Source organism: Duganella sp. Root336D2, assembly GCF_001425005.1.
Lineage (GTDB): Bacteria > Pseudomonadota > Gammaproteobacteria > Burkholderiales > Burkholderiaceae_D > Rugamonas.
Genome location: NZ_LMDB01000002.1, coordinates 180241 through 206077 on the forward strand (window position 1 = coordinate 180241; position 25837 = coordinate 206077).

Annotated in this window: 24 protein-coding genes; 6 read left to right on the forward strand and 18 right to left on the reverse strand. The window is 63.6% G+C overall.

Going from position 1 to position 25837, the window contains the following annotated elements:
* Positions 1-62: 62 nt before the first annotated feature.
* A complete protein-coding gene (locus ASD07_RS04305) occupies positions 63-272 on the reverse strand; it encodes a DUF4880 domain-containing protein (RefSeq protein ID WP_055925820.1) in 210 nt (69 codons plus the stop codon).
* A gap of 67 nt (positions 273-339) precedes the next feature.
* A complete protein-coding gene (locus tag ASD07_RS04310) occupies positions 340-855 on the reverse strand; it encodes an RNA polymerase factor sigma-70 (protein ID WP_055925823.1) in 516 nt (171 codons plus the stop codon).
* A gap of 241 nt (positions 856-1096) precedes the next feature.
* On the opposite strand from ASD07_RS04310, the gene ASD07_RS04315 reads away from it, so the two are divergent.
* The 4 genes from ASD07_RS04315 to ASD07_RS04330 are packed head-to-tail and all read left to right on the forward strand — an operon-like array spanning position 1097 to position 8794.
* Positions 1097-2764: a sodium/solute symporter gene (locus ASD07_RS04315; RefSeq protein WP_055925825.1), complete on the forward strand. Its 1668-nt coding sequence runs from the start codon at positions 1097-1099 to the stop codon at positions 2762-2764.
* Positions 2765-2808: 44 nt separating this feature from the next.
* Positions 2809-5394 carry a TonB-dependent receptor gene (locus ASD07_RS04320; RefSeq protein WP_055925828.1) on the forward strand — a complete coding sequence of 862 codons (2586 nt, stop codon included), beginning with the start codon at positions 2809-2811 and terminating at the stop codon, positions 5392-5394.
* Positions 5395-5407: 13 nt separating this feature from the next.
* Complete coding sequence (locus ASD07_RS04325) at positions 5408-7855, forward strand: beta-galactosidase (protein ID WP_156397865.1); 2448 nt, start codon at positions 5408-5410, stop codon at positions 7853-7855.
* Positions 7856-7867: 12 nt separating this feature from the next.
* A complete protein-coding gene (locus tag ASD07_RS04330) occupies positions 7868-8794 on the forward strand; it encodes a Gfo/Idh/MocA family protein (protein WP_055925834.1) in 927 nt (308 codons plus the stop codon).
* A 5-nt stretch (positions 8795-8799) separates the two neighbouring features.
* Here ASD07_RS04330 and ASD07_RS04335 read toward each other — a convergent pair whose 3' ends face one another.
* Positions 8800-9417, reverse strand: coding sequence for a cysteine hydrolase family protein (locus ASD07_RS04335; protein ID WP_055925837.1), 618 nt, complete (start codon positions 9415-9417; stop codon positions 8800-8802).
* A 98-nt stretch (positions 9418-9515) separates the two neighbouring features.
* On the opposite strand from ASD07_RS04335, the gene ASD07_RS04340 reads away from it, so the two are divergent.
* A complete protein-coding gene (locus ASD07_RS04340; RefSeq protein WP_055925840.1) occupies positions 9516-10457 on the forward strand; it encodes a GlxA family transcriptional regulator in 942 nt (313 codons plus the stop codon).
* Here the strand turns inward: ASD07_RS04340 and ASD07_RS04345 are convergent.
* From ASD07_RS04345 to ccmA, 14 genes are all read right to left on the reverse strand, one after another.
* Positions 10443-11024, reverse strand: a complete 582-nt coding sequence (locus tag ASD07_RS04345) for a cytochrome c3 family protein (RefSeq protein ID WP_055925843.1) — start codon at positions 11022-11024, stop codon at positions 10443-10445. The two genes, ASD07_RS04340 and ASD07_RS04345, sit on opposite strands and share 15 nt — an antisense overlap.
* A 9-nt stretch (positions 11025-11033) precedes the next feature.
* Positions 11034-11516 (reverse strand): nitrate reductase cytochrome c-type subunit, encoded by a 483-nt coding sequence (locus ASD07_RS04350; RefSeq protein ID WP_055925846.1) that lies wholly within the window; start codon positions 11514-11516, stop codon positions 11034-11036.
* A 5-nt stretch (positions 11517-11521) separates the two neighbouring features.
* Positions 11522-14017 carry a periplasmic nitrate reductase subunit alpha gene (gene napA, locus ASD07_RS04355; protein ID WP_055925849.1) on the reverse strand — a complete coding sequence of 832 codons (2496 nt, stop codon included), beginning with the start codon at positions 14015-14017 and terminating at the stop codon, positions 11522-11524.
* Positions 14014-14283, reverse strand: coding sequence for a chaperone NapD (locus ASD07_RS04360; RefSeq protein ID WP_162246531.1), 270 nt, complete (start codon positions 14281-14283; stop codon positions 14014-14016). The genes napA and ASD07_RS04360 overlap by 4 nt, the downstream gene beginning before the upstream one ends.
* Before the next feature lie 2 nt (positions 14284-14285).
* A complete protein-coding gene (locus ASD07_RS29920; RefSeq protein ID WP_082507122.1) occupies positions 14286-14447 on the reverse strand; it encodes a periplasmic nitrate reductase, NapE protein in 162 nt (53 codons plus the stop codon).
* A 71-nt stretch (positions 14448-14518) separates the two neighbouring features.
* Positions 14519-15628 carry a hypothetical protein gene (locus tag ASD07_RS04365; protein ID WP_055925856.1) on the reverse strand — a complete coding sequence of 370 codons (1110 nt, stop codon included), beginning with the start codon at positions 15626-15628 and terminating at the stop codon, positions 14519-14521.
* Positions 15625-15948 (reverse strand): cytochrome c-type biogenesis protein, encoded by a 324-nt coding sequence (locus ASD07_RS04370; RefSeq protein ID WP_055925859.1) that lies wholly within the window; start codon positions 15946-15948, stop codon positions 15625-15627. The genes ASD07_RS04365 and ASD07_RS04370 overlap by 4 nt, the downstream gene beginning before the upstream one ends.
* The gene (locus ASD07_RS04375) at positions 15941-16468 is read right to left on the reverse strand and encodes a DsbE family thiol:disulfide interchange protein (protein WP_055925862.1); all 528 of its coding nucleotides are present in this window, start codon (positions 16466-16468) and stop codon (positions 15941-15943) included. Before ASD07_RS04375 ends, ASD07_RS04370 begins: the two co-directional genes overlap by 8 nt.
* On the reverse strand, positions 16465-18444 hold the full coding sequence (locus tag ASD07_RS04380; protein ID WP_055925865.1) for a heme lyase CcmF/NrfE family subunit: 1980 nt from the start codon (positions 18442-18444) through the stop codon (positions 16465-16467). The genes ASD07_RS04375 and ASD07_RS04380 overlap by 4 nt, the downstream gene beginning before the upstream one ends.
* Complete coding sequence (gene ccmE, locus ASD07_RS04385) at positions 18441-18890, reverse strand: cytochrome c maturation protein CcmE (protein ID WP_055925868.1); 450 nt, start codon at positions 18888-18890, stop codon at positions 18441-18443. The genes ASD07_RS04380 and ccmE overlap by 4 nt, the downstream gene beginning before the upstream one ends.
* Positions 18887-19060 carry a heme exporter protein CcmD gene (gene ccmD, locus ASD07_RS29925; RefSeq protein WP_082507123.1) on the reverse strand — a complete coding sequence of 58 codons (174 nt, stop codon included), beginning with the start codon at positions 19058-19060 and terminating at the stop codon, positions 18887-18889. Before ccmD ends, ccmE begins: the two co-directional genes overlap by 4 nt.
* Positions 19057-19827, reverse strand: coding sequence for a heme ABC transporter permease CcmC (gene ccmC, locus ASD07_RS04390; RefSeq protein WP_055925871.1), 771 nt, complete (start codon positions 19825-19827; stop codon positions 19057-19059). Before ccmC ends, ccmD begins: the two co-directional genes overlap by 4 nt.
* A gap of 15 nt (positions 19828-19842) precedes the next feature.
* Positions 19843-20511: a heme exporter protein CcmB gene (ccmB, locus tag ASD07_RS04395; RefSeq protein ID WP_055925874.1), complete on the reverse strand. Its 669-nt coding sequence runs from the start codon at positions 20509-20511 to the stop codon at positions 19843-19845.
* Positions 20505-21125 (reverse strand): cytochrome c biogenesis heme-transporting ATPase CcmA, encoded by a 621-nt coding sequence (gene ccmA, locus ASD07_RS04400; RefSeq protein WP_055925877.1) that lies wholly within the window; start codon positions 21123-21125, stop codon positions 20505-20507. The genes ccmB and ccmA overlap by 7 nt, the downstream gene beginning before the upstream one ends.
* Before the next feature lie 83 nt (positions 21126-21208).
* Between ccmA and ASD07_RS04405 the strand changes: the two genes are divergently transcribed.
* The gene (locus ASD07_RS04405; protein WP_055925880.1) at positions 21209-23467 is read left to right on the forward strand and encodes a DUF5916 domain-containing protein; all 2259 of its coding nucleotides are present in this window, start codon (positions 21209-21211) and stop codon (positions 23465-23467) included.
* A 193-nt stretch (positions 23468-23660) separates the two neighbouring features.
* On the opposite strand, the gene ASD07_RS04410 is transcribed toward ASD07_RS04405, so the two are convergent.
* Positions 23661-25823, reverse strand: a complete 2163-nt coding sequence (locus tag ASD07_RS04410) for a TonB-dependent receptor (protein ID WP_229207054.1) — start codon at positions 25821-25823, stop codon at positions 23661-23663.
* Between the last annotated feature and the right edge of the window lie 14 nt (positions 25824-25837).

Genomic DNA, 25837 nt, shown 5'->3' on the forward strand with positions numbered 1-25837 from the left:
AATGATTCTCATTTACGATGACGAAGCAGGCTTGGGAATGTTTAGGGGATTTTCAGGTTTTTTTATTTGCCCCGGTCAGCGGCCGGCGGCATGAGGCCGGTCAGCAACCAGACGCGCGACGCTTCTTCATATGCTTTGCGGTGGACGGGGTCCTGCTCCAGCCAGGCAGCCAGGGCGGGCGCGGTCGCGGCGTCGAGTGGCTGCGCGTGTGCACGGAGCACCCAGTCCAGCGCAGCCTGCCAGACCGGATCGTTGTCGCGGGAATTTGCCATGGAAACAAACAATGCCGATGAGTATAGGCTGGCATTGTATATGACAGATGGGTTGCGCCTGGCTTTATCAGCCGGGTTGATGGAGGGCGTTGGCGCAGGCGGTCATCGCGTCACGGATCATGAAGTTGACCAGGGTGACGGAAACGCCAAACTGGTCGGCAATCTCGCGCTGTGTGTGGCCGCCTAGCCTGTGCAGTTCGAAGGCCTGGCGCGTGCGGGCGGGCAGGGCGGCCAGGGTGTCGGCCACAATGCGCAGGTCCTGCCGGCTGACAGTCAGCGATTCCGGGGTGCCGATGGAAGCGGGAACTTGCAGGCCGTCTTCTTCATCGACGAATACCTTCGCTTCCAGTGCTGCGCGGCGCTGTGCATCGATCGCCAGGTTGCGCACCACCTGGAACAGGTAGGCCAGCGGCTGGCGGGCCTCGAAGGCATGGCCAGCTTCGGACAGTTTCAGGTAGGTGTCCTGTACTACGTCCTGGGCCCGTTCGACATTGCCAAGCACCTTGTAGGCGGCGCGTTGCAGCGCCGGGCGGTGCGCAGCGAACATCGCGCTCCAGTCAACAGGACCATCGATAGACTCCATAACCCCTCAACTTGTCGATTAAACACGGGAGAGGCGAATTCTATGGAGTTTATCGGCCAAAATCAACAAGAATGATTCTCATTCGCAATTGTGTGGCGGCATGGGGGGGTGAAAGAGCTATTCCATAAAATCATAGCTTAATGGTTATTCCTCATATCTACGGAATAGCCAATTCGTTAATCTACACCTATTAATGATAAGCAAATGTTTCATTGCATTTGCAAACAGAGACGCACACCCTATGAAAATCACCCCGCTCGACTCGATCGTCTTCCTCATCTACTTCGCCGTGGTCGCGGCATATGGCATCTGGGTCTATCGCCGCAAGAACAGCAGTTCCGGCTCGGCCTCGCGCGACTACTTCCTGGCGGAAGGATCGCTGACCTGGTGGGCCATCGGCGCTTCGCTGATTGCTTCCAATATCTCCGCCGAGCAGTTCATCGGCATGAGCGGCTCCGGCTTCAAGATCGGCATGGCGATCGCGGTGTATGAGCTGATGGCGGCGGCAACGCTGGTCATCGTGGCCATCTACTTCATGCCGGTCTACCTGAAAAACCGCATCTACACCATGCCGCAGTTCCTCGAGCAGCGTTATGGCAAGGGCGTGGCGATGACCATGGCGCTGTTCTGGCTTGGCCTGTACATCGTGGTCAACCTGACCTCCATCCTCTATCTCGGTGCGATTGCGATCAGCAGCATTTCCGGCTTGAGCGTGGGCGCCTGCATGCTGTTCCTGGCGGTGTTCGCGACGGTCATTACGCTGGGCGGCATGAAGGTGATCGGCTATACCGACGTGATCCAGGTGGTGTGCCTGGTGATCGGCGGCCTGGTGACGACCTGGATCGCGCTGGACCTGGTGGCCGGCCTGGGCGGCGGCAAGGGCGCGCTGCACGGTACCACCGAGCTGTTCGCCCGTGCCCGCGGCCATTTCGACATGGTGCTGACGCGCGACCATCCGAGCTATATGGACTTGCCCGGCCTGAGCATCCTGCTGGGCGGCATCTGGATCGCCAACCTGAATTACTGGGGCTGCAACCAGTACATCACGCAGCGCGCGCTGGGCGCGGACCTGCCGACCGCGCGCAAAGGCCTGCTGTTCGCAGCATTCCTGAAATTGCTGATGCCCGTGATCGTGGTGCTGCCCGGTATTGCGGCTTTTGCGCTGGACCAGGCGGGTGCGCTGGGCGGCGCCTTGCGCCAGGGCGGCGAGCTGAATCCGGACCGCGCCTATCCGACCCTGCTGGCATTGCTGCCGGACGGCTTGCGCGGCGTGGCATTCGCGGCATTGACTGCGGCCGTGGTGGCTTCGCTGGCTGGCAAGGCAAACAGTATCGCCACCATTTTTACCCTGGATATCTATCGTAAGAAATTTGCACCCGCAGCGAGCGAAGAGCGCATGGTGTGGGTCGGCCGCCTTACCGTGGTGGCGTCGATGGCAATTGCGGTGCTGATCGCACCGATGCTGGGCATCGACAAGAAGGGCGGTTTCCAGTACATCCAGGAATACACCGGCTTTGTTTCGCCAGGCATCCTGGCCATGTTCCTGCTTGGGTTCTTCTGGAAGAAGGCGACCAATGCAGCCGCCATGTTCGCGACCGTAGGCGGGCTGGTGTTCTCCATCATCCTCAAGTTCCTGCCGGCGATGATGGACTTGCACTTCCTGGCGCCGATCGGCTTCGCGGCCGATAACGGCAGCGGTGTCTACGAGATCCCGTTCATTGACCGCATGTTCCTGGTGTTCTGGGCCGTGGTGGCGGGCATGGTGCTGATCAGCCTTATGGGACGGCGCGACGGCGAAGCAAAAGCCATGGTGGTCGACCGCCAGTTGTTCCGCGTCGACCGCGGCTTCGCCATCGGATCGGCCGTGGTGTGCGTGCTGCTGGCCGTTATCTATGGAGCACTCTGGTAATACAACGAATCACATATAAAAACTACGGAGAAAATAAAAGAATCATGAAGCAGAAGAAAATCAGTTTGCTGGTGAAGTCGCTGTTCCTGCTGCCGGCAATTCCGGCCGCTTTCGCGCAGCAGGCCGAAGAGCCCTCGATCCAGAAGGTTACAGTTTCCGGCATCCGCGCTTCGGTGCGCAGTGCCCTGAGCGTCAAGGAAAATTCGAACAGCATGGTGGAAGTGGTCGCTTCCGAAGATATCGGCAAGCTGCCGGATACCACCATTGCCGAATCGCTGGCCCGCCTGCCAGGCCTGGCAGCCGGGCTGGATCGCGGCAACGCCAGCCAGATCGTGGCGCGCGGCATGGGCGAGCGGTTCATCGGAGCCACCTTGAATGGGCGCGAGCTGGCTTCGTCCGAGCCGAACCGCGCTGTGCGCTTCGAGCAGTTCCCGTCCGAATCGCTGTCCGGCGCCATCGTCTACAAGACCCAGAATGCCGACCTGGTGGAAGGCGGCGTCGCCTCCAGCATCGACCTGCAAACCGTGTCGCCGCTCAAATATAGCGGCCGCCAGGCTTCACTGAAGGCGGACGCACTGTACTACCCGGAAGCGCGCGACCTCGATACCAAGGCGGTTCGCCCGCGCCTGGGCGGCATCTACATCGACCAGTACGCCGACAAGAATGTCGGCGTGGCGCTGGCCTTCAGCTACCAGAAGCAGCCTTCGGTCGAGAAGCGCAAGAACCACTGGGGCTTCAATGAGGATCACTCGGCCGACATCAATGGCGACGGCAAAGTGGACAAGACGCCATGGGGCTTTGAGACTGAACTGAAACGCGGCACCAATGAGCGCGGCAGCGTGCTGGGCAAGGTGGAATGGAAGGCCAGTCCGGATGCGCTGGTGACCGCCGACGTGTACTACGCCAAGAACAGGATCCGCGAACCGGCCATGTCGCACTGGACCGGCGACCTGGGTAACTGGGATGGCTGGCAGAGCGCCAGTTATTCGAACCTCGATATCCGCAACGGCTATGTAGTTGGCGCCACCGTGAACAACGTGGGCCTGACCACCAACAGCACGCTGTGGACGCAGGACATGGACAACCTGGCCGCGGGCTTGAACGGCAAGTTCAATGTCGGGGAATGGAAAGTGGATGCCGATATCGCTACGTCCTCGGCCGGCCGCGACAGCCAATGGCGCGACGTGCGCCAGTTTTCCCTGAATCCCGGCACCATCAAATGGGCTTTCACGGGCGACGAAAGCCAGGACTTCAGCTTCAGCCACGATTCGGGCAACCCGGCTGCCTTCGGTAACCCGACCCTGTACGTCGATACCGACGGCCACGTTGAAGACCGCCTGACCTCCGCGCAACTGAGCGCCTGGCGCCCGCTCGATGCCGGCGTGGTAAGCCGCATCAAGTTCGGCGCACGCTTCGCCGACCGCGAGAAAAAATACCACCAGACCACCTGGAACCTGCCTTCCAATAGCGCCATCCCGGACTCGGCCTACGAAACGGTGAACGTATCCGGCTTTGCACCTTTCATCGTGCTGAAGGACTTCACGGGCGCCGCCACCAGCCTGTGGGGCGCCAACGCCTTCAGCCCGGCTGGCCGCACCCCGACCGCAAACGACTTGCTGGCCGGCTGGAAAGTCAAGGAAAAGAACAGCAGCGTCTATGCCCAGGCCGACCTGGAGGGCGAATTGTTCGGCAAGACCTTCCGCGGCAATGCCGGCGTGCGCGTGGCGCACACCAGGCAGACCGGCACCGGCATGGAGTCGATCAACGGCGCCGCGCCAACCGCGGCGGAAGGCGGCGCATCGTACACCCGCGTGCTGCCTAGCGTGAACCTGATCTTCAACCTGGACCAGGCGCAAAAGCAGCAGCTGCGTTTCAGCGTGGCGCGCGCCATGTCGCGTGCGCCGATGGATGAAATGCGCGCATCGCGCCAACTGGCGGTCGACACCAATCCAGGATCGCAGCAGCCGATTACCGGCAGCGCCGGCAATCCGGGCCTGCTGCCGATGATGTCGAACCAGGTCGACCTGTCGTGGCAGTATTACTTCGAGAAAGGCTCGCTGCTGTCGGCTGGCGTGTTCTACAAGAAGGTGTCGGACTACATCGGTATCACCACCGACGACACCACGGTCAACGGCCGTGCTGCAACCCTGACCCGTTCCGTGAACGGCAAGGGCGGCAATGTGCGCGGGCTGGAGCTGGTGGCACAGCATGCCTTCACCAGCCTGCCGGCGCCGTTCGACGGCCTGGGCGTGGCTGCGAACTTCTCGTACAACGACAGCGACATCAAGGAATACACCAACGATTACCCGATGGTGGGCCTGATGAAGCGTAACGGCGGCCTGACCCTGTGGTACGAAAAGGCCGGTTACGAAGCACGCCTGTCGGCCAACTACCATAGCGCCTTCGTACGCATGCCGCGCTGGACCGCCGGCTACATGATCGAGAATCCAGCCGAGACCTATGTCTCCGCCAACTTCTCGAAGTGGCTGACCCCGCAGTTGCAACTGCGCCTGGGCCTGGACAACATCACCAACCAGAAAGTGGTGGAAACCCAGTCCAATAATCCCTACATGCAGAACGTGATGGAATATGGCCGCCGCTACAACCTGGGCCTGAGCTACAAGTTCTGATTGAGGCATGCCGATGATCCGCAACACACTTTGCCTGGCCGCGATGGCTTTCGTTCACGCTGCCCAGGCCGGGCAGGTGCTGGCAGTCGACGCCAGCGCTCCCGCACCGGCGCCTTTGTCCGGCCATATCAAGATGGGCACTGCCGCCGCACCCGGCGGCCATGTGCTAGGCATTAACAACCAGTACCTGACGCGTGACGGCCAGCCCTGGCTGCCGGTGATGGGCGAATTCCATTATTCGCGCAGCCCGGCGGCTAGCTGGGAGTCCGAGCTGGCCAAGATGAAGTCGGCCGGCATCAACGTGGTGGCCAGCTACATCATCTGGAACCATCACGAGGAGAAGCAAGGGAAGTTCGACTGGAGCGGCAACCGCGACCTGCGGCGCTTTATCCGGTTGGCCAACAAGGCCGGGCTGGAGGTATGGATACGCGTCGGCCCCTGGTCGCACGCGGAAGTGCGTTACGGCGGCATTCCCGACTGGGTGGTGGACGCCATGCCGACCCGCCAGGACGACTCGCAATACCTGAAATACGTGGACCGCTTCTACCGCGAAATCGGGAAGCAGGTGGACGGCTTGCTGTGGAAACAGGGCGGTCCAGTCATCGGCGCGCAGATTGAAAACGAATACAACCTGGCCGGCCCGGGCCGGGGCGCGCAGCACATCTCCACCCTTAAAGGCATGGCGCTGAAGGCCGGCATCGATGTGCCGTTCTACACCGTGACCGGCTGGGACCAGACCCTGTACCCGTCCGGCGAAGTGGTGCCGGTGTTCGGCGGCTACCAGGACGAACCCTGGGCCACCAGCACCACCGAGCTGCCGCCGAAAGAAACCTACGCCTTCCGCTTCGACACGCGCGTCAGCGGTGACCTTGGTGCGCAAACCCGTGCCACGCAGCAGGGCACGGCGGAAACCGATATGGAGCGCACGCCCTTCCTCGGCGCGGAATACGGCGCCGGCCTGCCGGCCATGTATCGCCGCCGGACCCTGGTGTCGCCGGACGATATCGCTTCCACCCTGCCGGTGCAAATGGGCTCCGGCGTCAACCTGATGGGTTACTACATGTTCCATGGCGGCCGCAATCCGGTCGGCCTGACGACCATGGAAGAGAGTACCCGTACCGGCGGCTATAACGATACCCCGGCCATCAACTACGACTTCAATGCGCCGCTGGGCCCCGACGGGCAGCAGCGCGAAGTGCTGGCTTACCTGCGGCCGTTCCATTATTTCATGAACGACTTCGGCGCGCGGCTGGCGCCAATGACCGTGCGCAAACCGGCCGTGGTGCCGGCTGGTCCGGCCGACCTGTCGAGGCCGCGCTGGTCGGTGCGCAGCAAGGGCGAGCAGGCCTTCCTGTTCTATAACGGCCATATCCGCCAGTATGCGCTGCCGGAACTGAAGCAAGTACAGTTCGACGTAAAACTGGCCGGACAGTCGGTGAAACTGCCGCGCCAGCCGGTGGACGTGGCTGCCGGCAGCTACTTCTTCTGGCCAATCAATTTCGACCTGGATGGCTACCGACTGCGCTACGCTACCGTGCAACCGGTGGCGCGCCTGGAACGCGGCAAGGCGGGCAGCGTGTACGTCTTTGCGGCGCAGGATGGTATTACGCCTGAATTCGCGCTGGAGGGCGCGGCGCGCGGTTGCGTCAAGGCGGCGCGCGGACGGGTGGCCGATGCTGCGGCGGGGGTGCTGGTGGAGGGCGTCCAGCCAGGGCTCGATGCTGCCCTCACGCTGGACTGCGCCGGTAAGCGTCCAGTGACGGTGCTGGTCTTGTCGCAACAGCAGGCGCGCCAACTGGCGATCGGGCAGCTGCAGGGCGAGCGCCGCCTGGTCATCAGCGAGAGCCAGGCGCACTTCGCCGGCGGCCGGCTGGTATTGCGTTCCGCGGGCAGCCCTGCCTTCCGCGCCGCCGTTTTCCCGGCCTTGCCGCTGCCGCTCAAGGGCAGCACGGAGCTCAAGGTGCACGGCAAGGAGGGCCTGTTCCAGGTGGTCGAGGCAACGCTGCCGGCCCAGGCGCTGGCAGTATCGGCACGCGAGCTGCGCGCCGCACAACCGGTTCCGCCGATTAAAATTGGCGGCAACGCCAAGGCAGCAGTCCAGCCGGACGCGGAAGTCTTCGGCAATTCCGCCGCGTGGGAGCTGTCGCTCGGCTCGACCCGTCCGAAAGGGGTGGACGCGGCGCTGCTGGAGATCGATTTCACCGGCGACCTGGCACGCCTGTTCGACGGTACGCGCATGGTGGACGACTGGTATTACAACGGCCAGCGCTGGCAATTCGGCCTGAACAACCTGGCGGCGCGTGCGCAAAGTGCGCTGACGCTGACCGTGCTGCCGCTGCGCGCCGATGCGCCGATCTACCTGCCAAAGGAACACCGTCCGGCATTCAATGGCCAGGCGCAGGTGGCGCAGCTGCACGGGGTAAAAGTAACGCCGGTGTATCGTGTCGATATTGGCCGCTGAATGGAGTTTGGCATGGCATTGAAAATTGGATTGGTTGGCCTGGGCAAAATCGCGGTTGACCAGCATATTCCTGCGATTCGCGGCATCAAGGGGCTGCAGCTGGTAGCGGGTTGCTCGCCCGCCAGTGCGCCGGAAGGCGTGGTGCATTACCAGGACATGGGAAGCATGCTTGCGGCCCATCCGGAAATCGAGGCGGTGGCGATCTGCACCCCTCCGCAAGTGCGCCACCAGCTTGCCCGTGAGGCGATTGCAGCCGGCAAGCACGTGTTCCTGGAAAAGCCGCCGGCAGCAACGCTGGGCGAAGCCGCGTCCATCGCCGCCATGGCAGCCCGGCATGGCGTGACGGCGCTGGCAGGCTGGCACTCGCGCTTCGCCCCCGGTGTGGAAAGTGCACGCAACTGGATGCTGGCGCGTCCCATCAAGTCGATCCGGATCTGCTGGAAGGAGAACGTGCGGCAATGGCATCCCGGCCAGAAGTGGATCTTTGAAGCCGGTGGCATGGGGGTGTTCGATCCCGGCATCAACGCCTTGTCGATCCTGACCGGGCTCCTGGGCGGGCATGCACTGGTGCGCAAGGCGGCCTTGCACGTGCCATCCAACTGCAGCGCCCCAATCCAGGCCGAACTGGAGATGGTGAGTGGGCGCGGCGTCCCGATCGACGCGGAGTTCGACTTCCTGCAAGCGGGCCAGCAAACCTGGAGCATTTTCGTGGAATCGCTTGCCGGCGACAGCATGGCGCTGCACCTGGGCGGCCGCATCATGGAGGTGAACGGGAAGGTCGTGCTCGACGAGCCGGAGCGGGAATATCCGGCCATGTACGAGCACTTCCTGCGCCTGGTTGCTGTCGGCCATTCCGACGTCGACATCACCCCATTGCAGGCAGTGGCCGACGCCTTCCTGGTCGGCAAGATCACAAGCGCCGAGCCGTACTTCGAGTAAGGAACTCAGGCGAGCTGCCTGGCGCGTGCATTGGACAGGTAGATATTGTCCTTGGCCAGTGCCTGATTGGCGCCGACAGCGTCGGCCCATTCGCGCGTGGTCGTCACGGCTGCGAAATTGGAATGGAACACGACGCTGAAGATGCGGTGGATTTCTTCCGCCGTCGCGCGGCCGGCCGCATTCTCATAAGGCAGCGAACCGCTAGCGTCGGCCAGGTATTCCACCGCCAGCCCCATATGTGCCGCTTCGATGATGGTCGAAGCATTGCAATTGTGGCTCATGTAGCCGGCAATCGTCAGCGTGTCGACCTGCTTGTCGGCGAGCCATTGCGCCAGGCCGGTGCCGGCGAAGCTGCTGGCCAGTTTCTTGTTGATGACAAGGTCGGCGCCCAGTGCCGCGACTTGCGGGTGTAGTTGCCAGCCATCCGAGCCCACCGCGAAAACAGGCGCACCGGCAGGCGTGTCGTGCTGCACCACCACCACCGGTATGCCGCTTTCGCGGGCCACTTTCATGGACTGGACAATATTGGGCAGCGATTGCTCGACCGGCGGGTATTCGATCGGCAGCTTGCCGGAGAAGTATTCGTTTTGTACATCGATCACGATCAGGGCGCGGCGTGGCATGGTATTTCCTCCATCAGGGTTGTTGATGGAAGAGATTCTGCGCCCGGCGCCATGTTTGCAACAGTGGCCCAAGAGACAACCTGCGATATAATCGGGTCATGCGTAAAAAAGTGGCCATTATTGCCTTCGATGGCATAACCCCGTTCCATCTTTCCGTGCCTTGCCTGGTTTTCGGCGGAGCGCACGCCGAGCATTTGTACGATGTCACGGTCTGCGCCGCCGAAAAGGGCCCCTTGCGCACGACCGCCGGCTTCGACATAGCAACGAGAAAAAGCCTGCGTGCGCTGGACGGCGCGGACATCGTCATCATGCCTACCTGGCACGACGACTGCCGCCCATCGCCGCCGTCGCTGTTGCAGGCGCTGCGGAAGGCCCACGCCCGCGGTTCGACCATCGTCGGCTTGTGCCTGGGCGCTTTCCCGGTGGCGGAAGCCGGCCTGCTTGATGGCCGCACGGTCACCACGCATTGGGCGTTTGCCGGCCAACTGGCCGAACGCTGTCCGCAGGTGAAGGTTGATGAGGAAGTTCTATACGTGGATGAGGGCGACGTATTGACGTCGGCCGGCGCGGCAGCGAGCCTGGATTGCTCGCTTTACCTGCTGCGCAAACTGCAGGGTGCCGACTATGCGAACATGGTGGCGCGCCGCCTGCTGGTGGCGCCGCACCGCGAAGGAGGGCAGGCGCAGTTCATCAACCGCCCGCTGCCGGTCACCGCCAGCGACGGCCGGCTGGCTCAGGTGCTGGACTGGGTGCAGCACCGGCTGGCGCAAGAGCATAGCCTGGATGCACTGGCGCAGCGCGCGGCCATGAGCCGCCGCAATTTTACCCGCCACTTCCGGCAGGCCACCGGCACCTCGTTCAAGCAATGGCTGCTGAACCAGCGCCTGGCCCACGCCCAGCGCATGCTGGAAACGAGCGATGCATCGATCGAAGCGGTGGCGCAGGCGGCAGGGTTCGGCAGCGCGCTATCGTTAAGGCAGCACTTCCGCGCCGCCTTCCATAGCTCGCCGTCGGCTTATCGCAAGCTATTTGACGCCTGACATATCCGGCAGGGTATGCGCGATGCCCTTGTGGCAGTCAATGCAGGTCTTTTCGTCGCTGGCCAGCTGGGTCGAGTGGGCATCCACCGCGCGCTTGCTCTGGCGCGTGAAGTCCATCGAATCGAACTGGTGGCAATTGCGGCATTCGAGCGAGTTGTTGGCCTTCATGCGCCGCCATTCATTGCCGGCCAGTTGGAGGCGGTGCCCTTCGAACTTCTCGCGGGTGTCGATAGTGCCGAACACCTTGCCCCAAACCTCCTTCGAAGCCTGCATCTTGCGGGCGATCTTGCTGGTCCACTCGTGAGGCACGTGGCAGTCGGAGCACTTGGCACGCACGCCGGTGCGGTTGGAGAAGTGGATGGTGCGCTGCAGCTCCGGATAGACGTTGTCGCGCATCTCGTGGCAGCCGGTGCAGAATTTCTCCGTGTTGGTGGCTTCCATGGCGGTGTTGAAGCCGCCCCAGAACACCACCCCCGCCACGAAGGAGCCGATCACCAGGAAGCCCAGGCTAAGGTGCAGGCTTGGGCGGCGCAGGACGTTCCAGTAGTTTTTGATCAGCCTGAACATGGAGCCTCCTTATTTGTGCTTGGCCGGTGCGGCAGGCGCGGCCTGGTTCAGCATCGTGTCGACGTCCTTGAACTGGTTCGGCACCAGCGGCTCGAGGTTCGTTTGCGGAACGTGGCATTGCAGGCAGAAGTAGCGGCGCGGCGACAGCTCGGCGAGGAAGTTGCCGTCACGGTTCTGAAAGTGCGTCACGCTGATCATCGGCGCCTGGCTTTCCTGGGTGCGGGTACGGGCGTGGCACATCATGCAGCGGTTGGCGCTCTTGTCGGTCTGGTAGCCCTCGATCTTGTGCGGGATGACGGGCGGCTGCATCGAGTAATTGCGTACGCGCTTGATGTCGCTGTTATCCGGATTCACCATCGGCGCCGGCTTGGTGGTTTCAGCCAGCGGCGTCGGGCCGCGCATATTGTCGAGGGCACGCGGCGCCGGCACCTGGGCCAGGACCGACAGAGGCAGCAGGAGGGCGAGGAGGAATGCAAATTTTTTCATGGCCATGGCTCCTAGACTTTGCGGATGCTGACTGCACACTTCTTGTAGTCAGTCTGCAAAGAGATTGGGCAGGTAGCGTCCAGCGTTACCTTGTTCACAAGCTGGCTGGCGTCGAAGAACGGGATGAACACCAGTCCGCGCGGCGGCCGGTTGCGGCCGCGCGTTTCTACGCGGGTCTGGATCATGCCGCGCCGCGACTTGACCTCGATCAGGTCGCCGCGCCGCGCGCCAAGTTCCTTGGCATCCTCCGGGTGCATGAAGCAGACCGCATTCGGCACGGCGCGGTACAGCTCCGGCACGCGGCGCGTCATGGTGCCGGTGTGCCAGTGCTCCAGCATGCGGCCGGTGGAGAGCCAGAACGGGTATTCCTTGTCCGGCGACTCGGCCGGCTTCTCGTAAGGCAGCGCGAAGATCACCGCCTTGCCGTCCGGATGGCCGTAGAAACGCACATCCTCGCCTTTCTTGACGTAAGGGTCCAGGCCTTCGCGGTAGCGCCAGCGCGTCTCCTTGCCGTCGACCACAGGCCAGCGCAGGCCGCGCGCCTGGTGGTAGGAATCGAACGGCGCCAGGTCATGGCCGTGGCCGCGGCCAAAGCTTGCGTATTCCTCGAACAGGCCTTTCTGCGGATAGAAACCGAAGGCCTTCGCTTCGTCGTTCTGGTAGCCCGTTTCGATCTGCGTGACCGGGAACTTGTCGACCTGGCCGTTACGGTACAGGACGTCGAACAGCGTCTTGCCCTTGTATGCCGGCATGGCAGCCAGCAGCGGCGCCGGCCACACTTCTTCCATCTTGAAGCGCTTCGAGAATTCCATCAACTGCCACAGGTCGGAACGTGCCTCGCCCGGGGCGCTCACCAATTGGTGCCAGAACTGGGTGCGGCGCTCCGCATTGCCGTAGGCGCCTTCTTTTTCCACCCACATGGCCGTTGGCAGGATCACGTCGGCCGCCGTGGTGCTGGCAGTCGGGTAGGGATCGGAAACCACGACAAAAGCATCCGGGTTGCGCCAGCCAGGCAGGATTTCGCCCATCACGTTCGGGCCGGCCTGCATATTGTTGTTGCACATGACCCAATAGGCATTCAGCTTGCCGTCCTTGAGCATGCGGCTTTGCAGGACCGCGTGGAAGCCCGGTTTGTCAGGGATGGTCCCCGGCGGCAGCTTCCAGATTTTTTCAGCAATCTCGCGGTGCTTGGGATTAGCCACCAGCATATCGGCCGGCAGGCGGTGCGAGAAGGTGCCCACCTCGCGTGCCGTGCCGCAGGCGGAAGGCTGGCCGGTCAGCGAGAACGGGCTGTTACCCGGCGAGGAGATCTTGCCCGTCAACAGGTGGATGTTGTACAGCAGGTTGCTGCACCAGGTGCCGCGCGTATGCTGGTTGAAGCCCATGGTGAAGAAGGAAGTCACCTTGGTCTTGGGATCGGCATACAGTTCGGCCAGGCGTTCCAGGCGGTCGCGCGAAACGCCGCTCAGTTTCGATACCGATTCCACGTCATAGGCGCTGACAAATTTTGCGAATTCCTCGAGCGAGCTCGGTTTGCCGCCGCCGACGTCGCCGGCATTGGCGGCCGCCTTTTGCAGCGGATGCTCAGGGCGCAGGCCGTAGCCGATGTCCTTGTTGCCCATCACGAAGCGGGTGTGCTTGTTGACGAAGTCCTTGTTGACGCGGTTGTTCTTGATGATGTAGTTGGCGATGTAGTTCAGGATCGCCAGGTCGGTCTGCGGCGTGAAGATGATGGGCTGGTCGGCCAGCTCGAAGCTGCGGTGCTCATAAGTCGACAGCACGGCGACTTTCACGTGCGGGTTGGACAGGCGGCGGTCGGTAATGCGGGTCCAAAGTATCGGGTGCATTTCCGCCATATTGGAGCCCCACAGGACGAAGGCGTCAGCCACTTCGATGTCGTCGTAGCAGCCCATCGGCTCGTCCATGCCGAAGGTGCGCATGAATCCCGCCACGGCGGACGCCATGCAGTGGCGCGCGTTTGGATCGAGGTTATTGGTGCGGAAACCGGCCTTCATCAGCTTGGAGGCGGCGTAGCCTTCCCAGATGGTCCATTGGCCGGAGCCGAACATGCCGACCGCGGTCGGGCCTTTTTCGTTCAGCACCTTCTTGAACTGCCTGGCCATTTCATCGAAGGCGGCATTCCACGTCACAGGCTGGAATTCGCCGTCCTTGGCGTATTTGCCGTTCTTCATGCGCATCAGCGGCTGCGTCAGGCGGTCGGCGCCGTACATGATCTTCGACAGGAAGTAGCCTTTGACGCAGTTGACGCCGCGATTGACTTCGGCGTTGATGTCGCCATGCGTAGCCACCACACGTCCGTCCTTGACGCCGACGTTGACCCCGCAGCCGACGCCGCAGAAGCGGCAGGGCGCCTTGCTCCATTTGAGCTGGGTCCTGGTAGCGTCGGTGACGACATTGGAGGCGGCGGCAGGCAGCTGGATGCCGGCGGTGGCGGCTGCCGTCATTGCGGCAGTCTGTGTGATGAAATCACGGCGAGTTTGTTTCATTGTAGTTCCTCGTCCATTGAGTTGGCGGGTTCGGCATGCTGGTAAACCAGGGTGACGTTGAGGACGCCGGGCAGGGCCCGGATGGCGTCCATCGCATCGAGCGTTCGGGGTGCGCTTTCCGCTTCGAGCGTGACGATCAATCGACCGTCAGCTTCAGCGGCGTGCACGATGCAGCGGGGCAGGATGGCTAGCTGGGCACGCACTTCCGCAACCTGGGCGGGAGTAGCGTGGACAATGATGCCGGCGATGTGGATTTCGGCGGCCATGATCATGCACCTGGCAGGCGGCCGGTGAGCATCTGGAACATCCAGATGATGAATCCATAGCCGCCTACTGTTGCTACCGCGAGGATCGGGGCAAGGACCACCGTCATGAACAGGAAGACCTTCAATTCTTGCGCCTTGGTGGCTGCGGGTTCTTTGTTTTCCATTTGTTCACCATTTTATGTAGAAAGGTGCATCGTTAAATTAGCGCAGATCAAGTGCTTTGTTTTATGCAAAACTATTTAGCTGCCGGGCGCGGGATGGCGAGTTCGATTACCACTCCATGTGCGCCGGCGGCAACCGGTCCGGCCTGGCCTTCCAGCGCCCCCGCTTGCGGCGTGGCGCTGCCGCTGGTCGATATCCGTGCTCCCACGATCAGTGGCCCTGCGTCGGCAAGGTGCTTGCCGGATGCCAGCGCGTTGCTGTCGTCAAGGGCGAACTGCAGCGGAAAACCGCTTGCCGGGCGCTTGATTGCCGCCAGCGGCATCGGCGATCCCACGGCGGCGCGGGCGTAAATAAAGAGCGTCTGGCCGGCCGAGGGTATCGCGCTGCCGGGCGCAAGCCGGATGGTGCCGGACAGGCGCGACGACGCCGTGCTGCCGGCCGGTGTGCTCGCTGCAGGCGCTGCCGCGTGCAGGCCCTGGCGCACGCGCGCTTCGGCGATGCCGGCTTGCGTCGAGCGGGCGAATTCCGAATCCTCGGGAACCAGCGGCAAGACGGCTTGCCATTGTTTCTCCGCGCGCGCGAAGTCGCCACGGGCGAAGGCCGCGCTGCCGGAGAGGGCGAGCGCTTTCGCTTGTTGCGGGTCGATGGCGAGCGAGCGTTCGACCAGGCGTTCCGGCTCGCCGGCCAATGCCCCGCCTTGCGCGGTGGCCAGCGCATCTGCATAGTCGGCCAATACGCCGGCGTCCTGCGGCAGCAGCGCGGCCAGGTGAGCGTAGGATTTGGCTGCATCTGCGTAGCGGTTCATCGCGCCGTAGGAGCGCGCCAGCATGTGCCAGCCGTCGATATCGTCGGGCTGTGTGCGAAGCCGCTCCGCCAGGCGCTCCACCATGGCAGGGATGTCTTCTTCCGACGGGCCATGGTCGGTTGGCGTAGCGGCAGCTGACAGCAGCTCCGGTGGCATGGCCAGCGCGTCCGGCCGGCCAACCTGCATATAAATGGCGACCGCCGCAGCCGGCAGCAGCACGGTGAGCAGCAAGGCAAGGCGTGTTTGCGGCCGCCGCACAATCGGCTCGCCCGATGCCGGCGCAGGATCGGCGACCACGGTGCTGTGCAGTAGCGGTGGTACGACGCAGCCGAGCGCAATGGCGGACATGACGGCGATGATGGCGATGAAGATGCTCATTGCTTGCCCTTCCAGAAGCTGCGCACCGCCACGACACCTGCCGCGAGCAGCAGCAGGGGGCCGAACCAGAGCAGGGCGGTGCTGGTGTTCAGGGGCGGTTCATAAAGGACAAAGTCGCCATAGCGCTGCACCATGAAGTCCACCACTTGCCGCTCGCTGCGGCCCTGGGCCAGTTGCTGGTGGATCTGGTCGCGCAGGTCGAGCGCCAGCGGAGCGTGCGAGTCCGCCAGGCTCTGGTTCTGGCATACCAGGCAGCGTAGCTCGCCGGCCAGCGTCATGGTGCGCGCGTCCAGCGAAGCGGCGCTTGTGGTGTCAGCCATTGGCCAGCTCCTTCACCATGCGGGCCACGCGTTCGCGCGCATCGGGCGCGGACAGCGGGCCGATATGCTTCATGCGGATAATGCCGCGACGGTCGATGACAAAGGTCTCCGGCACGCCGTAGACGCCGAAATCGATGCCGATGCGGCCGTCATGGTCGAACGCAATCTGGCGATATGGATTGCCGTTGTTTCGCAGCCAGCGCAGGGCGTCGTCGCGCTGGTCCTTGTAATTGAGGCCGATTACCGGAGCGTCGACGGCACGCGACAGGTCCATCAGGTCCTTGTGCTCGATGCGGCAGCCCTCGCACCAGGAGGCCCAGACATTCAGCACCCATACCCGTCCCTGCATTTTGGCAGGCGAGACGGTGGCGGCAGGGTTATCCAGCAATTGCGCCGCGAATTGCGGTACGGGTTTGCCGATCAAGGGCGACGGCAGCTCGCGCGGGTTGCGCTGCAAGCCAATGCCGAGTAAGGCAAGAAGTACCGCGAACAGTCCGGCGGGAAGGATGAAACGTTTCATTGAGGCTCCTGCAGCAAGGGCATTGCCACCAGGGGCGGCACCGGCGCCGGCGACGAGGCGGGATGGCGAGCCTGGCGTGCGGCGCGATAGCGGCGATCGGACGCCGCCAGCAGGCCGCCGACGGCAAACAGCACGCATCCGCCCCAGATCCAGCCGACGAAGGGCTTGAGCTGGATGCGCAGCAGCCAGCGCCCGTCGCCAGCCGAATCGCCCAGCGATACGTACAGGTCGCGCATCAGGCTGCGTTCGATGGCAGCTTCGGTCATGGTGTCCTGTGCCACCGTATAACGGCGCTGCTCGGGATAAAGAAGCGCCACCGTCCGTCCCTCGCGCGCAACGGCCACGCTGGCGCGCAGGGCGGTATAGTTCGGCCCGCGCGTGTCTTCCAGCTTGTGCAAGGTGAAGCTGTACTCACCGAGCGACGCTTGCTGGCCGGGTGCCAGTACCACGTCCTGCACCAGTTCATGCCCCTTGACCATGGTGACGCCGATCACGAACACCGCCAGGCCGGCATGCGCCGCCAGCATGCCCCACCAGGAACGGGGCTGGCGCGCCAGGTTGCCGCGTTGCTGCAGCAATTGCCAGCCGGTGCCGAGAAGAATCCACGCGGCGAGCAGCAGGCCGAGCGAAGACATCACGGAACCGCGCGCCATCAGCGCGGCGCCGAAGCCAACGCCGAGCGCAATGGCGGCCGGCCAGCGCAGGCGGCGCGCCAACTGCGCCAGCGTCCCGTTGCGCCAGCGCGCGAACGGGCCTGCTGCGACCAGCAGAAGCACCGGCAGCATCATGGGTACCAAGACTTTTTCAAAATAGGGCGGGCCAACAGAGATCTTGCCGGCGCCGAGCGCGTCCAGCACCAGCGGGTACAACGTTCCAAGCAGCACCGTGCCCGTCGCCGCCAGCATCACCACGTTCTGCAGCAGCAGCAGCGATTCGCGCGACAGCGGCGAAAACACGGTGCGCTGGCGCAGCCGCGGCGCCCGCCATGCGTACAGCAGCAGCGAGCCGCCGACCACCACGGCCAGGTAGGCCAGGATAAAGGCGCCGCGGCGCGGATCGGTGGCGAAGGCGTGCACCGACGTCAGTACGCCGGAGCGCACCAGGAAGGTTCCCAGCAGCGACAGCGAAAACGCCAGGATGGCCAGCAGTGCGGTCCAGCTGCGGAAGGTTCCGCGCTTTTCCGTCACGATCAGCGAGTGCAGCAGCGCCGTGCCGACCAGCCAGGGCATGAAGGAAGCGTTTTCCACCGCATCCCAGAACCACCAGCCGCCCCAGCCCAATTCATAATAGGCCCAGAAGCTGCCCATGGCGATGCCCAGGGTGAGAAAACTCCACGCCGCCAATGCCCAGGGCCGGGACCAGCGCGCCCACGATGTATCGAGCCGGCCGCCCAGCAAGGCGGCGACGGCAAAGGCAAAGGTCACCGAGAAGCCGACGTAACCCATATACAGCAGGGGCGGGTGCGCGATCATGCCGGCGTCCTGCAGCAGGGGATTCAGGTCGTTGCCATCCGGCGCCGCCGGCAGCATGCGCAGGAACGGATTGGAGGTCAGGATCAGGAACAGCAGGAAGCCTACGGCCACCAGGCCAAGCACGCCGACCAGGCGCGCCTGCACCTCGCGCGGCAGCTGCTGCGACAGGAAGGCTGCGGCAAAAGTCCATGCCGACAGCAGCCATGTCCACAGCAGCAGGGAACCTTCATGCCCGCCCCAGGCCGCGCTCAACCGGTATTGCCACGGCAGCAGCGTGTTCGAATGCTGGGCCACATAGCGCAGCGAAAAGTCGTTGGCGTACAAGGCGTAGAACAGGCAGCCGAAAGCCAGCGAACTGAAGATGAACTGCCCCGCTGCGGCCGGCCGCGCCAGCGCCATCCAGCGCACGTCGCCACGCTGCGCTCCCGCCAGCGGCAGGAAACCCTGCACAGTCGCCAGCAGCAAGGCCAGCACCAGCGCGAAATTGCCTGCTTCGGCGATCATGGCAAGCCTTTCAGGGACGCCGGTGCACGGCCTTGTTCCAGCGCGTGCGCTGCTTCCTTCGGCATATAGTTTTCATCATGCTTGGCCAGCACTTCCTGCGCCAGGAACAGCGCGCCCTGGCCCAGGCGTCCTTGTGCCACGGCGCCTTTACCTTCCTTGAACAGGTCGGGCAGCGTGCCCTGGTAATGCACCGGTACCTTCTGCACATTGTCGGTAATGACGAAGCTGACGGTCAGGCCGTCGTCCAGGCGCCGCACGCTGCCTTGTTCCACCAGGCCGCCGATGCGGAAAATGCCGCTGCGCGGGGCGGCACCGGCCACCACTTGCGAGGGCGTGAAAAAGAACACCAGGTTATCGCGGAAGGCGGACAGCACCAGCGTCGCTGCGATACCGCATGCGGCCAGGCTGGCGCCGATCAGGGCGAGGCGTTGGTGACGCGGCTTCATGCTGTACCTTCTTCGTTAGTGCTGGCGACGGCGGCCTGCGCCTCGCGCTCGCGTCGTGCCAGCGCCCATACTTCGAGCATCATCAGTCCAGATACCACGCCAAACGAGCCCCATACATAGGAGCCGTAGCCGCCCATGGCAAGGAAGTCCTGCAAGCTATGCCAATTCATTTCGTCCTCCGGCGCAGCCAGGCAGCGCTGCCGTGCCGTTCCAGCACGATGCAGCGGGCGCGGCGCAGCGCGACTGCAATCCCATAACACCAGAACGCCGCCACCATCAACAGCATTGCGGCCAGCATGGCAGGCGCCATGGTTGGAGCGTTGCCAAGCGTGACGGACGGCCCCTGGTGCAGGGTGTTCCACCAATAAACCGAAAAATAGATGATCGGGATGTTCACAGCACCGACCAGGGCCAGTACCGCAGCAGCGCGATCGGCGCGGCGCGGGTCGGCGATCGATGCGTGCAGTCCCATATAACCAAGATAGAGGAACAGCAGGATCAGCTCCGACGTCAGGCGCGCATCCCATACCCACCAGGCACCCCAGGTCGGTTTGCCCCACAGGGCGCCAGTCCATAGCGCGAGGAAAGTGAACAGCGCTCCGGTCGGGGCCAATGCGCTGGCCATGATCGACGAGACACCGGTGTGGTAGGCCAGTCCGAACCCGGCCCATCCCGCCATCGCCATATAGATCAGCATCGACATCCACGCCGCGGGCACGTGGACAAAGATGATGCGGTAAGCGTCGCCTTGCTGGAAATCGGTCGGGGCGACCAGCAGGCCGATAAGCAGGCCTGCCAACCCTGTCAGGACGCCGAGCGCCGTAAACCACGGGATCAGGCGGCCAGCCAGGTAATGGAAATTGCGGGGGGAGGCGAAAGTGAATACCGTGAGGCGGCGCTTAGCGCCGTTTGCGGTGGAATAATACGGTTGATTCATATGCTGAACTCCGTCCTACTCGTGTGCGATCCGCAGCGCTGCGGCAGTAGCCCATGGCGCAGCAGCCAGCGACCCGGCCAGCAGGGCGCCCAACAACATCAGGTGGGGCGCACTGCCGGTACCGTCACCGGCGGCTACAACTGCGGAACTACCAAGAATTAATAAGGGAATATACAGAGGCATCAATATCAGCGCAACAAGGACACTGCCGCCACGCGCGCCCAGCGCCAGGCCGGCGCCAATGCTGCCCAGGAGGCTCAGGACCGGCGTGCCAAGCAGCAGCCCAAACCACAGCACGCCCATTGCCTCGGCTTCGAGCCCGTACTGCAAGGCCACCAGCGGCGCCAGTACCAGCAGCGGCAGGCCGGAGGTCAGCCAGTGCGCCAGCACCTTGGCCAGCACCAGGATTTCCAGCGGTAGCGGCGACAGCAGCAATTGTTCGAGCGAGCCGTCTGCATGGTCGTCGGCGAACAGGCGTTGCAGGCCAAGCAGGGAGGCCAGCAAGGCGGCTACCCATACGATGCCGGGCGCCACGCTGCGCAATAGTTTGGAATCCGGGCCGATCGCCAGCGGGAACAGCGTTGTCGTGACAAGGAAAAAGCCCAGCGGCATCAGCGCATCGCTGCGCCGCCGCAGGGCGAGCAGCAGGTCGCGCTGCATCAACTGGCTGGCCGCTTTCAGCATGCTGCGTCCAGCTGCAGCCGGCGTGCGCCAGGCAGGGCCGGGTCCTGGTGGGTGGTCAGTACCAGCATGCCGCCGCGCGCGCAATGCGCCTGCAGGATCCCGCCGACTTGTGCGGCGGAGTCCTGGTCCAGGGCCGCCAGCGGTTCGTCGAGGATCCACAAGGGGCGGGCAGGCGAGAGCAGCAGGCGGGCCAGGGCCACGCGCTTGCGCTGGCCTTGCGACAGCAGGCGCACCGGGCGCTGGGCTTCCGCCTTCAACCCAATGGCATCGAGCGCCCGCAATGCATCGACGCGGCTGCATCGTTCACCGGGCAGGCCGCCCAGCGCCAGGTTTTCCCATGCCAGCAGGTCGGGCTTCAATCCGTCCGCATGGCCGATGTGGAGCAATTGGGAATGATAATGCGCGCGCGTGGCGAGGATAGGCTGGCCCTCCCAATGCACTGCGCCACGGTCGGGCAGGGCGAGTCCGCACAGGGAGCGCAGGAGGGTGGTCTTGCCGCTGCCATTGCGGCCCTGCACCCAGAGCGCCTCGCCGGCTTGCAGCGAAAAGCTGACGCCCGCAAACAAGGTGCTGCGGCCGCGGCGGCATGTGAGCTGTTGACAGGTCAATCCCATGAATCCCTCATTGAAGTGGCGATCATGCTATCACCCGTATGTTCGCTTGCCAGGGCCGAATTGACAAATCTATAATCTAGATCATGTTTCCCCGAAATTTTGTACGCTTCCTGGTTTTTTCCCAGTTTGCTGTATCCATCCCATTGTTTGCCGCCGAGAGCGAAGAGCCAAAACGCCGCAGTATCGCGGTGCACGTGGCGCCGCAGGCGCTTTCCCTGCAGCTCGATGGCCGCCTCGACGACGCGGCCTGGCAGCTTGCGCCGGTCAACTCGCGCTTCTATCAATACCAGCCGGAAGATGGGCGCGAGGCGCCGGGACACCTGCGCACGACGTTGCGCGTCCTGGTAGACAAGGACGCGCTGGTGTTCGGCATCCGGGCCTGGAACGGCGACCCGAAGACCCTGAACGGCACGCTGGCGCGGCGCGACAAGGTCGACCGCGACCAGGATTTCATCGGCATCTGGATTGACCCGACCGGCCATGGCCGCTCGGCGCAATTCGTGCGCGTCAACGTCGCCGGCGTCATGAGCGACGGCATCTACCGCGCCGACGAAGACGAGGAAGACCTTGGTCCCGACTACCCGGTGGAGAGCGCAGTCCACCTGCTGCCCGATGGCTATACGATGGAAGTGCGCTGGCCGCTATCGAGCCTGCGCTTCCCGTACGGCGAAGGCAAACCGTGGCGCCTGATGCTGGAGCGCAGCGTGCCGCATGAAGACAATATGCTGCTGCTTAGTGCACCGCTGAAGAAAGAGTCGCTGCATTTCATCGCCGAGATGGAGGAAATCGACGGCATGGCACAGGTGCTGCCGACGGTGCAGGACAAGGCATTCTGGGAATTCCGCCCCGAGCTCACGCAGCGATTCAAACGCGACTACGGCAAGAGCAGCAGCCGGACCAGTCCTGGCATGGACATCAGCGCCCGTCCGCGCGCCGACTGGGTTTTCAACGCCACGCTGAATCCCGACTTCTCGCAGGTGGAGATCGACGCCCCGACCAGCAACGGCACCAACCGCATTGCATTGAGCCTGCCGGAAAAACGCGGCTTCTTTCTTGAAAGTGCCGACGTGCTGGGAATGCGCCTGCCGGCGTTCTACTCGCGCACGGTGGCCGATCCGCGCTGGGGCATGCGCGCCACATGGCGCGGCACCGACGCAGATGCCACGGCATTGGCGCTGGACGACCGCGCCGGCGGCGTAGTGATGCGCGGCAGCCCCTACGCAACGCAGGAACACGCCAGTGCCGGCGACAGCAAAGTGACGTTGCTGCGCGCCCGCAGCCATGGCGAAGAAGCCGTAGCCGGCGTCTTCCTGTCCGACCGCGATTACGGCGCCGGTGCGCGCAACAGCGTGTTTGGCGCCGACGGCCAATGGCGTACTTCGGCCAATGGCGACGGCCATCTGCAGCTCGCGTGGACGGCCATGGCGTCGCGCACCACCGCCCAGTTCGACGGCGAGGGGCAGGCCTTGGCCAGCGATGCGCGCAACAGCGGCTATGGTTACGGCAGGTTGAATTACAGTTCCGACGATTGGTCGAATGTCGCGCAGCTCGAAGTCATCGGCAGCAACTTCGCCAACGATAACGGATTCGTGCCGCAGGCCGGCATTATCAAGGGCGATGTCGAACTGAATCGCCGCACGGGAGCGCGCGACCTGGCGCTGTTTGAAGCCTACGAGACGGAGCTGCACCTGGGGTTGCATGAAATCCGCACCCTGTCGCACGAAACCGTCCAGCGCTGGGTACGTCCCGGCATCTGGTTCTATGCCGGCCACCAGACCCGCTACTGGGCCGAACTTGGCTTCGACCGCCAGCGCGGACGCACCGGCGCAAAGCTGCACCAGACGCCAGCGGCACACATGGGCATTGAAAGCACGCCATCTTCATGGTTCGTCAAGCTGAAAGGCGAACTGACGCTGGGCCGCCAGCTCGATGTGGAAGCGGACCAGGTGGGGCAGGGCGGCAACCTGGAACTGGAAGCGAACCTGCGCTTTCCGCTGCCGGCCGGCTGGAGCCTGGAATCGGACCACCGCTGGAACCGTTCCTGGGTCAAGCACCGCAGGCTACAGGATTTCAGCGATACAGGATGGCGCTGGGTCGGCACCCTGCATGCCACGCAGCGCGACGCCTTGCGCATGATCGTGCAGAACACCGCCTCGGGGCGCCAGGACCTGGCGCCGCAATTGCTGGAGCCATGGAGCGAGCGATACCGCCACCGCTCGCTGCTCTACAAGCGCACCACCCGGCACGACCGCATCGTTTCCATCGGCGCCACGACAGACGCCAACGGCGCCCTGCCAGGATCCAGCAAAGGCCTGACCCTGAAAGTTCAGTGGGGAATCTAAATTCGGTGCCAGGTCTGTCAATCGGACACCGGTGACGCACCTTTGCGCCAGATCAAGACGCAGTGATAATTGAGGCGCGCGCAAATGACGTGTGTGGCATTTGCGCGCGTATTGAGATAGATCAAAGGTCAGGTCCCGCTGTCCAAATGACAGACCTGGTACCGACTTTGGCACCGACTTTTGGCACCGATTTCTAGAAGCTGCGGGTCAGGCTGACCGACAGGGTGCGGCCGCGGCCGGCATACTGTCCGGACGGGTCTTTATAGTCAATCTTTTGCCCGGCAGTAGCCGGGTAATTGGTGTTGACCGACTGCGGGTAGTAGCCGACGTACTGGCGGTCCGCCAAGTTCTCGATGCCGATACCCAGCTTGCCCCATGGGGAATCGTAGCTGGCCGCCAGGTCGATCAGGGCGTAGCCGTTGAAGTGTTCTTCCAGCTGGGTCGTATTCACTTTGCGGCCGATATTGATGTCGCGGTCGAATAGCGTGCTTGCCTGCAGGCGCAGGTTCGCTTTCGGCATGAATTGCCAATTGGTGCCGGCGACCAGCTTGTCCGGGCCTTGCGAGCGTGCACCCAGTTGCACGTCCATCGGGGCGCCGGCGGTGGTGGCGGTCTTGCCCATCGTGCGGGCATAGGATCCGAAGGCCGACAACTGCTTCGACGCGCGCAGCTCGCCGGATACTTCCCAGCCGCGCACGGTGGTTGGTACCCGGTCCAACTGGCCGATGCCGGCGGAATTCACACGCAGCGCCGTGCCAAGCTTGGAGCGCGAATCGTAGACCGAGGCGCCGAGGCTGCCCATGGCGCCGCGCCAGTTCACGCCGATCTCGTTATTGCGCGTGATGACCGGTTCCATGTCAAACAGCTTGTCGACCGATTGACCCGGCTTGTTGACTGCGCGAAGTACCAGGCCTACGTCCGGCAGGCCGAAACCCTCGGCGCTGGAGACGAAGGCGGACCAGTTCTGGCTGAATCGCCACACTGCGCCAATGTTCTTCACGTTCTTGGTGAAGGAGCGCTCGCCGCCTTGCACCAGGCGGTTGCCGTAGGCGGCCAGGGTGGTGTAGGTGTCGACATTCAGCTTGGCGTCTTCGTGGCGGATGCCGCCGCGCACGGTCAGCTGGCCGATTTCATATTCAAGCTGGGTGAACGGGGCCAGCGACGTGAAGTCGAGGGTCGGCACCCAGGTGCGCCCGGTGGCTGCCAGCCATTGCTTGGTGCGGTCGCGCAGGTAGTCCAGGCCGGCGGTGAATTCGAGGCCTTTGAGCAGGGTGTCGGGGCGTACATAGGTCAGCTTGGCGCCGTATTTGTCGGCCACCACTTCGGACTGGTCGTACAGCTTGGTCACAGGCAGGATCCTTACGTCCTGGAAGGTGGAGGTATTGGTGGCGCCGTACAGCGATGCGAAGTCCTGCTTGAACAACTGCGCATTGAAACTTCCGCCCAGCAGGGCATTATGGCGGTATTCCAGGCTGGTGGTTTCGACTTTATTGCGCGGCGGTGCACCTTCCGGCCGGCCTGGCCTGGAGCTGGTCGGGGTGCCGGTCGCGTAGACGGCATCGACCGGCGCGTAATCGCCGTCGCCTTCCATGCGGAAGCGGTTGACGGTCAGTTGCAGGCGCTGGTCGCCGAAGTTCTTGCCGATCTTGAAGAACAGGTCGGTGCCCTCGGAATCCATGGTGTCGCCTTGCACCGCTTCGATGCCGAGCGGGCGGCCCTTGCCGTCGTAACCGAGGCCGCGTTGCTGGACGCTGCCGAATGCCAGCAGGTCGAAGTCGCCGGATTTGTGCTGCAGGGTGTAGCCGGTTTTCCAGTCCAGGCTGTCGTGCCGCAGTTGGGAGGACATGCGCACATTGACCGACTGGGTCGTGCCTTCCGCTTTCGGCGACTTGGTAATGTAGTTGACGATGCCGCCGGTGGCGCCCATGCCCTGCATGGCGGAAGCGCCGTTGATCACTTCCACCCGTTCGATGATGGCGGTATCGGCCACATAGCCTTCACGCATGCCGCCGCGCAGCGGGTTGGTTTGCGGCACGCCGTCCAGCAGGATCAGGGCGTTGCGGCCGCGCAGCGATTCGCCGGTGGAACTCATTTTCTGGCGGCTTGGTGCGTAGCCCGGGATGTAGGCGGCCAGTGCGGCGGAAGGGTCGTCGGCCACCAGGTACTGGGCTTCGAGTTCGCGTTGCGAAATCACGGTCACCGCGCCTGGGATCTTGTCGACGCTCTTGCTGTTGCGGGTTGCCGTTACGACCACTTCCTTTATCGGCTCCTCGGCGCTTTGTGCCATTGCTGCACTCCCGGACAGGGCGAGGCAGGCCAGTGCGACGGCACGGGTGAGGGGATTCAGCGCGGTCATAAAGTGACTCCTAA